The organism is Streptomyces sp. NPDC104106, assembly GCF_055584345.1.
This window is the reverse complement of sequence record NZ_JBVJMF010000008.1, coordinates 203,628-216,192: the sequence shown is the minus strand read 5'-3', so window position 1 is coordinate 216,192 and position 12,565 is coordinate 203,628. Positions and strand designations below refer to the sequence as shown.

Genomic DNA, 12,565 nt, shown 5'->3' with positions numbered 1-12,565 from the left:
CGCGCGCGGGGTCACCGCTCCGGCCCCGGTGGGGTCACCGCTCCGGCTCCAGCAGCCGCGCCGCCTGCGCCCGCCGCTCCCGCACCGCCTCGTCCCCGTCGTCGGCGCCCTCGTAGGCCGCGAGCACGGCACGCGCGCGTGCGACCGCCGAGGCCCGCCTGCCGAGGCCGGCCTCCAGCCGCGCGGCGGCGAGTTCGGCACCGGTACGGCCGTGCAGCCCGTCCGTGCCGAGGGCGCCGAACAGCGCGGCCGCCCGGTCCATCTGTGCCAGCGCGGCCTCGCACGCCGCCCGGACTTCGCCGTCCGCGTCCGCCGCGCCCTGCGGGCCGGTCCCCTCGGCCGCCGCGCGGACCAGCAGATCGCCGAACTGGCGGTGGGTGGTGGCCAGTTCGGCCACCAGCTCGTCCCTGGCCTCCGGCTCCGCCGCAGCCTCCAGGGCGCCCTCGCAGGTGCGCACCGCCCGCGCCATCAGCTCCCGCGCGTCCTGGGTGCCGGACTCCGCGCGCAGCGCCAGCCATGCGCGGGCGCGCAGCGAGCGGACGAGGAACGGGGCGTTGCCCAGGGTCCGCCACAGCTCGCCCGCGCGCGCGTAGGCCCGCTCCGCCTCGTCCAGCAGGCCGGCGTTGCCCAAGGACTCGGCGGCGAGATGGGCGAGCGTGGCATGGTCCTGCTGCTCGGGCCAGTGCCGGGCGATCTCGGCGGCCCGTAGCCGGCGTTCCGCGGCCGCCCGGTGGTCGCCCAGCTCGCTCAGGCAGTCGCCGAGCCACCACATCGCCTGGACGACGGGCCCGTCGCCGTGCGTGTCGACGGACAGGTCCGCAAGCGCCGACTCCAGCACCTCGGCGGCTTCCGCGCACCGCCCCTGGCGCAGCAGGAACCCGCCGAGCTGCTGGCGCGCCCACGCGCCCAGCGTGCCGCTCTCACCGGCCTCGTCGGCCCAGTGCGCGGCCTCCAGGGCCTGCTCGGCTGCCTCGACGGCGCCGCCGCGCCCGCCGACGACCTCGGCGAGCTGGAGGTGCAGCTGGGCCCGGCCGACCGGCTCCACGTACGGCCCGCCGTGCTCCAGGGCGGCCCGCAGCGCCCGCTCGGCCCCGGCCGCGTCACCGGCCTGGTGCACCAGCGCCGCGACCTGCACCTCGTACTCGACGGCGAACCACGGCAGTCCGGCGCCCACATACGCGTCGGCGGCCTCGCGGAACAACTCGGCGGCCCGCCCGGCGTCACCGCGCACCCCCGCCAGCTCGGCGAGCATCGCCCGGCCCTCCGCGCCCCGCGCCGCCAGCCGCACGTCCTGCGCGCCCCGCCCGTCCACCAGGGCCAGCACCTCCCGTACGCCCCGCTCGGCCCGCGCCACGGCCGCCGTCCGGGCCCCCTGAGCGGGTCGTGCCGGAGTCGTGCTCCCGGACCCCGGCGTCTCGAACACCGCCCCCTCGTGCACGCCCCGCATCAGCACGCGCGCCCGGCTCATCGCCACCGAGGCGGTCTGGCGCACCCCGGTGCCCCCGCCGGCGTACAGGGCGAGGATCTCGTCGTACAGCTCCGTGACCGCGGCCAGGGCCGGGGCGACCTCGCCGGTGAGCGCGCGGACGTACGCGGCACGCGCGCGTGCGGCCAGGGCCTCGCCGGGGTCGCCGGCCTGCGCGTAGAGGGCCGCCGCCCGCTCGAACAGGGGGATGCCCCCGGGGCCGCGGGACATCGCCTCGTGGTCGAGGATCTCCGCGCGGTCACGCGGCTCCAGTGCCACGCCCTGCGCCGCCCGCGCGGCCGCCGCCCAGGCCTGCAGCGCGTGCGGGCGCAGCGTCTCCGACAGGCGGCGGGCCTCGGCCAGCAGGGTGGGGAGGCCGGGTGCGGGGCCCGCCTCAGGGGGTGCGGAAGGGGCCGTCGGGGCCGGTGCCGTGCGCGGCGTGCGGACGCCCAGGGGCAGGCGGTCCACCAGCGGCCGCTGCGCCATACGCGCGCGTGCCCGGTCGCCGACGTACGACGTCCCGTTGCGGCGGTCGAACCGCTCGGCCAGTTCCAGGGCCTCCACGCGCGCGTGGCCGGCGAGTTCGCCCGCCGTCCAGCTCCGCCCGGCCGGTCCCGGCACCGGCTGTGCGCGAAGGCCCCGCTCGGTCAGCCGGTCCATCAGCAGCGCGACGACCGTCAGGAACTCCAGCCGGCTGCGCGGATGCCCGGTGTCCGTGAAGTACGCCGGCCGCTCGGCGAGCAGCTCCAGGCCACGCGCCTCGTTGCCGGTCAGCGCGCAGAACTCCACGTGGTCGGCGTAGGCGCCGCGCATCGACTCCATCGGGCGTACGAGCCGCAAGCCCCGCAGGTGATGCGCGCGGGCCTCGGCCAGGCGGCCCACGCGCAGCAGCGGGGCCAGCGAGGACGCCAGCACGGTGTGCGGTTCGTGCGCGCAGGAGAACTCGCCCTCCAGCACCGGCCGCCACAGTTCCAGGGCCTCGGCGTCCCGGCCGAGCGTGGCCTGCCAGTCGCCCTGCCCGTGCAGCTCGCACGCGTGGCAGTCGGCCGTCTCGTCCCGGTCGGCGGCGAGCCACGCGGCGTACGCGCGCTCCGCGCGCGCGTGGTCGCCGATGTGCGCGGCCACACTGAACTCGGCGCTGCGCACTGCCCGTTCGGAGTGCCCGGCGAGCCGGTAGCGGTGCGCCATCTCGCCGAGCCAGGTCTCGATCGAGGCGAGCGGGATGTGCGGCTGGTCCAGCATGCCCGCCGACACCCACTTGAAGACCCAGTGCAGCGCGTGCGCCTCGTACGCGTCGAAGTCCGCCGGCCGCTCGTCCCACATGCGCAGCAGCCGCGCGAACGGGACGAACATCCTGTCCTTCTCGGAGCTGTAGTTGTACACCTTCAGCTGGTGCCCGAGCGCCTCGATCACGGCGAGCGGGGTGTCCAGCCGCTCGGCCGCGGCGAGCAGCCGCTCCGCGCGCGCGTTGCGGGCCGGTCCCTCCGGCTGTTCGCCGTTCTCCGCGATGGCCCGGCGCAGCGCGTCGATCCCGTCGATCCCGTCGATCCCGCCGGTTCCGTCGATCCCGCCGGACCCGTCCGTCCCGTCCATCAGTGATCGCCCTCCCCGGCGGCGCGCTCCCCGTGCGTGGCCCATTCCAGGAGGCCGATGAAGGCGCGGTTGAGCAGCGCCGTGTCGGCCGGCCTGAGCGGGCGCTGCGCCATCAGCAGGGCCTGGCCGTACAGCGACTCGGTGGCGGTGCCGATCAGTTCCGGGTCCCGCAGCGAACCGATGCGCCGCACCAGCGGGTTGAGATGGTTCAGTACCAGCCGGGCGCGCGGGGCGCTGCCGCGCAGCGAGCCCAGGATGCCCGCCCACAGGTCGTCGGCCTGCTCCTCGGCGGCCGCCCGGGCCTGCTCGTGCCGGGTGGTCCGGTCGTCCAGGTGCAGCGCGGGCACGGAGAGCGGGTGGAAGGCCCGCAGCACGACGTCACAGCCCAGCGGGTCGAGCTTCGCCCGCGCGGCCGCGAGGAAGCCCGACAGCGCCAGCTCCTCGGCCGCGTCCACCGGGTCCAGGTGCGCGGTCACGGTGTCCGCGTCCAGCTCGGCGACCACCGTCCCCGGCCGCGCCGACGGCAGCGCCTCGACCAGCTCGCTGTCGTAGGTGTAGCCGCCGTTGACCACGCCCACGCCCTGCGCGGAGGCGATCGCCGCGACCTGCCGGTACTCCTCGACCGTCCGCGTGAAGTGCACCACCGGGTGCCGCCGCGCGAACTCCTCCAGGGACAGCGGTCCGTCGGTGGTCTCGAACGGAAGCCACGGCAGCATCGTGCGCAGCATCCCGCCGTCGTGCCGGGCCAGGGACTTGACCCCCAGGTGGTGCACGGCGAGGAAGGCCCGCAGCCGCTCCGGATCACCGGCCGCGAGCCCCGTGAGCCAGGAGCGAATCCTTTCGCCGAGCGCGTCCCGGACGGCGGCCAGCGTCTCGTCCTCGTACAGCGACTCGCGCGAGGCCGTGGGCCGCAGGCTGTCGGTGTCCAGTACACAGCGCACGAAGAACGCCCAGTCCGGCAGCAGCTGTTCGGCCCGCTCGGTCAGCAGCATGCCCTTCAGATGCACCCGGTGACGCGCCCGCTGGGCCGGGCCGACCGCGGCCGGCAGCACGTACGCCACCCCGCGGATCCCGGCCAGCGGCACGTCCAGCCCGATCGAGTCCAGCGGCGTGAACCCGAACAGCTCGTGACAGTGCCGGGCCAGCGCCAGCCGCCGGGCCGCCGGGCTCGGATACGGCCGGTCCCAGGGCGCCGGCAGCTCGGTGACGGACTGCTCGCCGACCCGGACGTCGTACGGCAGCAGCGAGCCGAAGTCCCGGGCCAGGGCGAGCACCCGCTCGGGCGCGAGCCACTCGGCGGCGCCCGCGCGCGCGGTGAGGTACACGGTGGTGCCCGGCTCGGGCCGCGCCGAGCCGTCGAGCGTGCGCACGGTGTACGACCCGTCGTCGCGCGCCGTCCACTCCACCGGCGGGGCGTCGCGCGTGCGGGCGCTGCGGCTGACCACGCGGATCCGCTCGGCGACCACGAAGCACGCGAGCAGGCCGATGCCGAACTGGCCGAGGAAGCCGGAGCGCGCCTCCCGCAGGCCCTCGGCCCGCTTCGAACTGCGCCCGATGGTGGCCAGCAGCTCGTGCACGTCCGCCTCGGTGAGCCCGATGCCGCTGTCCTCGACGCGCAGTGCGCCGTCCGCCGGGTGCAGCCGGACCAGCGCCGGGGCGTCCGGCTGCTCGGCCCGCCGGGCGGTGACCGCGTCGACCGCGTTCTGCAGCAGCTCGCGCAGATAGACCTTGGGGCTGGAGTAGAGGTGATGGGAGAGCAGGTCCACCAGACCGCGCAGGTCGACCTGGAACGTGTGGGGTGGATGGGGTGACCGGGATGCCTGGGATGACTGCGAGGTCTGGGAGTCCATCGTCACTGCGCCGCAGGGGGAAGCGCGTACGGCGCGGGGTCGGGCGGTCCCGGAGGGGCGGTGACCGCGGGTAGAGGGGGGGCCGGAGCGCGCCATCCTAGGGCCCGGACGACCCGCCTGACCAGGACTTTCCCAAGACATTTACGGCATTGTCGGTGCCGTGGTGTGCAATGGATCTCGTGCCCGCACTGGAAGAACCACTGAAGCAGCCCCTGAAGTCAGTGCTCGGCCCCGCCACCGCGAAGGTGATGGCCGAGCACCTCGGCCTGCACACCGTCGGCGACCTGCTCCACCACTACCCGCGCAGATACGAGGAGCGCGGCCAGCTCACCCACCTCGCCGACCTCCCGATGGACGAGCACGTCACGGTGGTCGCCCAGGTCGCCGACGCCCGGCTGCACAGCTTCGCCTCCGCCAAGGCCCCGCGCGGCAAGGGCCAGCGCCTGGAGGTCACGATCACCGACGGCAGCGGCCGGCTCCAGCTGGTCTTCTTCGGCAACGGCGTGCACAAGCCGCACAAGGAGCTGCTGCCGGGCACCCGCGCGATGTTCGCAGGCAAGGTCTCCGTCTTCAACCGGCGCCTCCAACTCGCCCACCCCGCCTACGAGTTGCTGCGCGGTGACGGTGACGAGACGGTCGAGGCCTGGGCCGGCGCCCTGATCCCGATCTACCCGGCCACGGCCAAACTGGAGTCCTGGAAGATCGGCAAGGCGGTCCAGACGGTGCTGCCGACCGCCCAGGAGGCCGTCGACCCGCTGCCGCCGTCCCTCCGTGCGGGCCGCGCCCTCCTCCCCCTCCCCGAGGCCCTGCTCAAGATCCACCGCCCGCACACCAAGCAGGACATCGCCGACGCCCGCGCCCGCCTGAAGTGGGACGAGGCCTTCGTCCTCCAGGTGGCCCTGGCCCGCCGCCGTCACACGGACACCCAGCTCCCGGCCGTTGCCCGCGTCCCCGGCCCCGACGGGGTCCTCGCGGCCTTCGACGACCGCCTCCCCTTCACCCTCACCGAGGGCCAGCAGAAGGTCTCCCGCGAGATCTTCGACGACCTCGGAACGGAACACCCGATGCACCGCCTGCTCCAGGGCGAGGTCGGCAGCGGGAAAGCCCAGCCACTGGACTCGCTCGTGCTCACGCCTGGCGGTTTTCGGCGGATGGGCGACCTGGAGGTGGGCGACGAGGTCATCGTGCCGGCCGGCGAGAGGGCTGTGATCGACGGGGTGTTTCCCCAAGGCGACCGAGACGTCTGGCGCATGGTGCTCTCCGACGGAAGTTCGGTGGAATGCGATGACGAACACCTCTGGATCGTCGGCACGAGCTGTGGTCCCGACCGCGGTCAGCCCCCCGACGTCCTCACCACGCGGGAAATCCGGCACGACCTGTTGAAGCCCGACGGATCGTCGAAGTGGTACATCCCGGCGGCAGCCCCCGTGGACCTCGGTGACGACTCCGGGCTCCCCCTGGACCCCTATCTGCTCGGACTCCTGCTGGGTGCCGGCTCGTTCCGGCACGATCTGCGCTTCTCGACCGTCGACGCGGAACTCCGCGACGCGTTGGCGGCTCTGGTGTCTGCGGAGTGCCGCCTCGTTCCCGTGACCGGTTCGCGGTGCGACTACACGATTCAGCCGGCCCACCGCTCGGGCGCCGCGCGTCATCCCGTCATGCGGACCCTCCGCGAGCTGGGCCTGTGGGGACTGACGTCCCACGACACGTTCGTCCCCGAGCGGTACAAGAACACCTCGATCAAGAACCGCCTCGCCCTCCTGCAGGGACTCATGGACACCGGCGGCACGGTGGACCACGACGGCACGAGCATGTCCGTGTGCCCGGCATCGCGGACGTTGGCGGACGACGTGGCCTGGCTTGTCCGTTCCCTGGGGGGCCAGGCACGTGTACTGCCCGGGAAAGCCGCCTTCGACGTCTCCGTGGCGCTGCCCGACGGCTGCCCCCCGTTCCGGCTCACCCGCAAGGCCGAACGCGTACGCCCGCGGCCGAAGGACCACACCTTCCGCCGTGGCATCCGCTCCGTGGAGCACGTGGGCCGCAAGCCGGTCCAGTGCATCAGCGTCGCCCACCCCGCTCACGCCTACGTCACCGATCACTTCACGGTGACTCACAACACGATGGTGGCCCTGCGCGCCATGCTCGCCGTGGTCGACGCGGGCGGACAGGCGGCCATGCTCGCGCCCACCGAGGTCCTCGCCCAGCAGCACCACCGGTCGATCACGGAGATGATGGGCGAGCTGGCCGAGCCGGGCATGCTGGGCGGCGCCGAGCGGGCCACCAAGGTCGTGCTGCTCACCGGCTCCATGGGCGCCGCCGCCCGCCGCCAGGCCCTGCTCGACCTCGTCACGGGCGAGGCCGGCATCGTCATCGGCACGCACGCGCTCATCGAGGACAAGGTCCAGTTCCACGACCTGGGCCTGGTCGTGGTGGACGAACAGCACCGGTTCGGCGTCGAGCAGCGCGACGCCCTGCGCGGCAAGGGGAAGCAGCCGCCCCACCTCCTCGTCATGACCGCGACGCCGATCCCGCGCACGGTCGCCATGACCGTCTTCGGCGACCTGGAGACGTCGGTCCTCGACCAGCTCCCGGCCGGCCGCTCGCCCATCGCCACCCATGTCGTCCCCGCCGCCGACAAGCCCCACTTCCTGGCCCGCGCCTGGGAGCGGATCCGCGAGGAGGTGGCGAACGGCCACCAGGCCTACGTCGTCTGCCCCCGCATCGGCGACGACATCGAGGAGGCGGCCGGTCCCCAGAAGGCGGGCAAGCAGAAGTCCCCGGAGGACGAGGCGGAGAAGCGCCCGCCGCTGGCCGTGCTGGACGTGGCCGGCCAGCTGGGCAAGGGCCCCCTCCAGGGCCTCACGGTGGAGGTGCTGCACGGCCGTATGCACCCCGACGACAAGGACGCCGTCATGCGCCGCTTCGCGGCCGGCGAGACCGACGTCCTGGTCGCCACCACGGTCATCGAGGTCGGCGTCAACGTCCCCAACGCGACGGCCATGGTCATCATGGACGCCGACCGCTTCGGCGTCTCCCAGCTGCACCAGCTCCGCGGCCGTGTCGGCCGCGGCTCGGCCCCCGGCCTGTGCCTGCTGGTCACCGAGATGCCCGAGGCCAGCGCGGCCCGACAGCGCCTGAACGCGGTCGCCGCCACCCTCGACGGCTTCGAACTCTCCCGCATCGACCTCGAACAGCGCCGCGAGGGCGACGTCCTCGGCCAGGCCCAGTCCGGCGCCCGCTCCTCCCTGCGCGTCCTCGCCGTCATCGAGGACGAGGAGGTCATCGCGGAGGCGAGGCAGGAGGCGACGGCGCTGGTGGCGGCGGATCCGGAGCTGGCCAGTCTCCCGGGCCTGCGCACGGCGCTGGACGCCCTGCTGGACGAGGAGAGGGAGCAGTACCTGGACAAGGGATGAGGGCCCTGCCCGGACGAAGTTGAGAGTTCGCGGGCGCGAGCGGCCACAATGAACCGTAAAGCCGCCCACGCAGAAGGACCTCCCCATGACCCGCGTGATCGCCGGCGCAGCCGGCGGACGTCGCCTCGCAGTCCCGCCGGGGACCGGCACCCGCCCCACCTCGGACCGCGCACGCGAAGGTCTCTTCTCCACCTGGCAGTCCCTGCTCGGCGGCCCCCTGGACGGCGAACGCGTCCTCGACCTCTACGCCGGCTCGGGCGCCGTGGGCCTGGAGGCGCTCTCCCGGGGCGCGAGCCACACACTCCTGGTCGAAGCGGACGCCCGAGCGGCCCGCACCGTCAGGGAGAACGTGAGAAACCTCGGCCTGCCCGGCGCCGAGGTCCGCGCGGGCAAAGCGGAACAAGTCATCAGAAGCGCACCGCCCGCCGAGCCGTACGACCTGGTCTTCCTCGACCCCCCGTACGCCGTCACGGACGACGATCTTCGCGAGATTCTGCTCACACTCCGCTCGGAACGCTGGCTCACCGAAGAAGCCCTCGTCACCGTGGAGCGCAGCACCAGAGGCGGGGAATTCCGCTGGCCCGACGGATTCGCACCACTGAGGTCCCGTCGCTACGGCGAGGGAACGTTTTGGTACGGTCGCGCCGCCTCTACGTGCGAAGACGCACGATGACCGGACCGGAGAGCGAGGGATCACAAGTGCGCCGCGCCGTCTGTCCCGGGTCGTTCGACCCGATCACCAACGGACATCTCGACATCATTGCCCGCGCCTCCCGGCTGTACGACGAGGTGTACGTCGCGGTGATGATCAACAAGGCCAAGAAGGGCCTGTTCGAGATCGACGAGCGGATCGAGCTGATCCGCGAGGTCACCGCCGACTACGCCAACGTCCGGGTCGAGGCCTTCCACGGCCTCCTCGTCGACTTCTGCAAGCAGCGCGACATCCCCGCCATCGTCAAGGGCCTGCGTGCCGTCAGCGACTTCGACTACGAACTGCAGATGGCCCAGATGAACAACGGCCTCACCGGCGTCGAAACGCTCTTCGTGCCCACCAACCCCACCTACAGCTTCCTGTCCTCCTCCCTGGTGAAGGAGGTCGCGGCCTGGGGCGGCGACGTCTCCCACCTGGTGCCCGCCCCGGTCCTTCAGGCCCTCAACAAGCGTCTGCGCAAGGACTGATGGGGCTACAGTCGTCCCGTCCGTCTCCAACCCGGCTGTAGAGAGTGGCGAGCACAGGTGGACGTGCAGAAGAAGCTCGACGAGATCGTCTCCGCGGTCGCCGGCGCCCGGGCCATGCCCATGTCGGCGTCCTGCGTGATCAACCGCGCCGAGCTGCTCGCGATGCTGGAGGAGGTGCGCCAGGCGCTGCCCGGCTCCCTCGCGCAGGCACAGGAGGTGATCGGCGACCGTGAGCAGATGGTCGAGCAGGCCCGCATGGAGGCCGAGCGGATCATCGAGAGCGCGCACGCCGAACGCGGCTCGCTGATCTCCGACACCGAGATCGCCCGCCGCTCCCAGGCCGAGGCCGACCGGATCCTCGCCGAGGCCCGCCAGGAGGCCGAGGAGGTCCGCGCCGAGGCCGACGACTACGTCGACTCCAAGCTCGCCAACTTCGAGGTCGTCCTCACCAAGACCCTCGGCTCGGTCGGCCGCGGCCGCGAGAAGCTGCTCGGCACCGGCCCCGGCCTGGACGAGCACGGCTACGAGGACGAGGACGCCCCCGAGCGCAGCCAGGACCCCGAGACCCTGCGCCACAACGCCGACGCCTACGTCGACGCCAAGCTGGGCGCCTTCGAGGCGGTCCTCGCCAAGACCCTGGAGGCCGTCGGCCGCGGCCGGCAGAAGCTGCACGGCCGGACCGCCACGGACGACCTCGGCGCCCTCGCCGACGACACCACGACCTTCCAGCACTCCAGCGACGCCGACTACCTCGCCGACCTCGCGGCCCTCGCCGAGCGGGACGCCCCGGCCGAGCGCCCGGACCGGCCCGCGCAGACCCCGCGGCAGCCGTCGTACGAGCCGCAGCCGGCCTACGCCTACGACCAGCAGCAGCCGGACCCCTACGGCGGCTTCCCGCAGCAGCCGGCCTACGGCCAGCAGGACTCGTACGGCTACCAGCAGGCCGACCCTTACTCCCCCGCCTTCAACTACGCTCAAACAGGAGGGGCCCCCACCCAGAACCCGTACGACCCCCAGCAGGGCGCCTACGACCCCCAGCGGGCCGCCTACGACCCTCAGCAGGCCCATCAGCAACAGCAGCCCCAGCACCAGGGCTATGCGCTGGACGAGACCAGCCTCTTCGACACGAGCATGATCAGCGCGGAGCAGCTGCGGGCGTACGAACAGGGCCGGGGCCTGTAGGAAGGCACCCAATTGGGCCGAGAGCGAAAGGTCCAGTATCCTGGCTCTTCGGTCGCGCGTATGTCGGCGATCACCGCTGCCCGGGAACACCGACGGGTGGCGTCCCTTCGAGTTCGAAGATCGAAAGCAGGAATGGCTCCCAACGCCCGCCTCGACCACCGCAAGCCTCTCGTGTTCGACACACACGAGCTGGGGCGGCGTCCTGGCGCGCTCCAGCGCCTGACCCGCACGATCGACGCCCCCGCGGATCTCGGCATCCAGGGAGTCATCGGAGTGCCGGAAGGCGCCCCGCTGGAGCTCGAACTCCGCCTTGAGTCGGTCATGGAAGGGGTGCTCGTCACAGGCACCGCCCGTGCACGGGCCGCGGGGGAGTGCGTAAGGTGTCTGGAGCCGGTCGAGCAGCAGCTCGAAGCGGACTTCCAGGAGCTGTTCTCGTACCCTGACGCCGACGACCGGGGCCGCGTGATCGCGGAACCGGGCGACGACGCCGAGGACGACGAGGACAGGTTCTTCCTCGAGGACGGACTCTTCGACCTCGAACCTCTGCTGCGTGACGCGGTGGTGCTCGCACTGCCGATGCAGCCGGTGTGCCAGGAAGACTGTCCGGGCCTGTGTTCCGAGTGCGGAGCGCGGCTCGCGGACGACCCGGACCACCACCACGACGCCGTCGACATCCGTTGGGCGGCTTTGCAGGGACTCGCCGGTTCACTCGAAGACGGCGAGAAGGACGAGATGAGCGGCGCCGAAGCGGGCGTCGACGAGAAGCAGGAGAAGTAGCCGTGGCTGTTCCGAAGCGGAAGATGTCGCGCAGCAACACGCGCCACCGCCGGTCGCAGTGGAAGGCTGCGGTCCCCACCCTGGTTGCGTGCGAGCGCTGCCACGAGCCCAAGCAGCAGCACATCGCGTGCCCGTCTTGCGGCACCTACAACAAGCGCCAGGTCCTCGAAGTCTGAGCGGGCTGGTGAGAGGCACTGTGTCCACGCCCAAGAAGAACTCCTCCCGCGCGAGCGGGGGCCCGGCGGACAACCAGGCCTCGTCCCACACGCTTCTGGAAGGGCGGCTCGGCTACCAGCTCGAGTCCGCCCTTCTGGTGCGCGCGCTGACCCACCGTTCCTACGCGTACGAGAACGGCGGTCTGCCGACGAACGAGCGGCTGGAGTTCCTCGGGGACTCCGTGCTCGGCCTCGTCGTGACGGACACGCTGTACCGCACCCACCCCGACCTGCCCGAAGGCCAGCTGGCCAAGCTGCGGGCCGCGGTGGTCAACTCGCGTGCGCTGGCGGAGGTCGGCCGTGGCCTCGACCTGGGCGCCTTCATCCGGCTCGGCCGTGGTGAAGAGGGCACAGGCGGCCGGGACAAGGCGTCCATTCTCGCCGACACCCTGGAAGCGGTGATCGGCGCGGTCTACCTCGACCAGGGCCTCGACGCGGCGTCCGAGCTGGTCCACCGGCTCTTCGACCCGCTGATCGAGAAGTCCTCCAACCTCGGTGCCGGCCTGGACTGGAAGACCAGTCTCCAGGAGCTGACCGCGATCGAGGGGCTCGGCGTGCCCGAGTACCTGGTCACGGAGACCGGCCCCGACCACGAGAAGACCTTCACTGCTGCCGCCCGCGTCGGAGGCGTCTCGTACGGCACCGGCACCGGCCGCAGCAAGAAGGAGGCGGAGCAGCAGGCCGCCGAGTCCGCCTGGCGGTCCATCCGGGCCGCGGCGGACGAGCGCGCCAAGGTGGCCAAGGAGCCCGTCAAGGAGACGGCCGACGAGGCCGTCGAGAACGACGAGGCGTCCTCCGCTCCCGCCTGACCCACAGCAGCACCGAGCGCCCGCCCCCGCCGGGATCCACCGGGGGTGGGCGCTCGGCTCATCCACCGCCGCGCCGCACGAG

At 72.9% G+C, this 12,565-nt stretch carries 8 protein-coding genes and 1 pseudogene; 7 read left to right on the top strand and 2 right to left on the bottom strand.

Translation table 11 applies throughout. The features are described from left to right. Positions 1-34 precede the first annotated feature (34 nt). Together ACZ60X_RS20955 and ACZ60X_RS20950 are read right to left on the bottom strand one after the other, a co-directional pair. Positions 35-3,058: a tetratricopeptide repeat protein gene (locus ACZ60X_RS20955; protein ID WP_469600446.1), complete on the bottom strand. Its 3,024-nt coding sequence runs from the start codon at positions 3,056-3,058 to the stop codon at positions 35-37. Beyond that, the gene (locus ACZ60X_RS20950; protein ID WP_469600444.1) at positions 3,058-4,908 is read right to left on the bottom strand and encodes an HSP90 family protein; all 1,851 of its coding nucleotides are present in this window, start codon (positions 4,906-4,908) and stop codon (positions 3,058-3,060) included. The genes ACZ60X_RS20955 and ACZ60X_RS20950 overlap by 1 nt, the downstream gene beginning before the upstream one ends. A 170-nt stretch (positions 4,909-5,078) precedes the next feature. Between ACZ60X_RS20950 and ACZ60X_RS20945 the strand changes: the two genes are divergently transcribed. The 7 genes and pseudogenes from ACZ60X_RS20945 (at position 5,079) to rnc (ending at position 12,483) form a co-directional block, all read left to right on the top strand. After that, positions 5,079-8,321 carry a helicase-related protein gene (locus ACZ60X_RS20945; RefSeq protein ID WP_469600441.1) on the top strand — a complete coding sequence of 1,081 codons (3,243 nt, stop codon included), beginning with the start codon at positions 5,079-5,081 and terminating at the stop codon, positions 8,319-8,321. Between the two features lie 76 nt (positions 8,322-8,397). Beyond that, a pseudogene (gene rsmD, locus ACZ60X_RS20940) lies at positions 8,398-8,994 on the top strand (16S rRNA (guanine(966)-N(2))-methyltransferase RsmD); the annotation flags it as partial. Positions 8,995-9,020: 26 nt separating this feature from the next. After that, positions 9,021-9,500, top strand: a complete 480-nt coding sequence (gene coaD / locus ACZ60X_RS20935) for a pantetheine-phosphate adenylyltransferase (protein ID WP_469600750.1) — start codon at positions 9,021-9,023, stop codon at positions 9,498-9,500. 57 nt (positions 9,501-9,557) lie between these two features. Then, positions 9,558-10,682 carry an ATP synthase F0 subunit B gene (locus ACZ60X_RS20930; protein WP_469600438.1) on the top strand — a complete coding sequence of 375 codons (1,125 nt, stop codon included), beginning with the start codon at positions 9,558-9,560 and terminating at the stop codon, positions 10,680-10,682. Positions 10,683-10,814: 132 nt separating this feature from the next. Further along, positions 10,815-11,459: a YceD family protein gene (locus tag ACZ60X_RS20925; RefSeq protein WP_469600748.1), complete on the top strand. Its 645-nt coding sequence runs from the start codon at positions 10,815-10,817 to the stop codon at positions 11,457-11,459. 2 nt (positions 11,460-11,461) lie between these two features. Continuing rightward, positions 11,462-11,635, top strand: coding sequence for a 50S ribosomal protein L32 (gene rpmF / locus ACZ60X_RS20920; RefSeq protein ID WP_003951102.1), 174 nt, complete (start codon positions 11,462-11,464; stop codon positions 11,633-11,635). Positions 11,636-11,643: 8 nt separating this feature from the next. Continuing rightward, positions 11,644-12,483, top strand: a complete 840-nt coding sequence (gene rnc, locus ACZ60X_RS20915) for a ribonuclease III (RefSeq protein WP_469600436.1) — start codon at positions 11,644-11,646, stop codon at positions 12,481-12,483. Positions 12,484-12,565: the final 82 nt, after the last annotated feature.

Excerpts from the sequence above, each read along its gene's own strand:
- ACZ60X_RS20955 (WP_469600446.1), bottom strand. The coding sequence starts at position 3,058 with ATGGACGGGACGGACGGGTCCGGCGGGATCGACGGAACCGGCGGGATC.
- ACZ60X_RS20950 (WP_469600444.1), bottom strand. The coding sequence starts at position 4,908 with ATGGACTCCCAGACCTCGCAGTCATCCCAGGCATCCCGGTCACCCCAT.
- ACZ60X_RS20945 (WP_469600441.1), top strand. The coding sequence starts at position 5,079 with ATGGATCTCGTGCCCGCACTGGAAGAACCACTGAAGCAGCCCCTGAAG.
- ACZ60X_RS20925 (WP_469600748.1), top strand. The coding sequence starts at position 10,815 with ATGGCTCCCAACGCCCGCCTCGACCACCGCAAGCCTCTCGTGTTCGAC.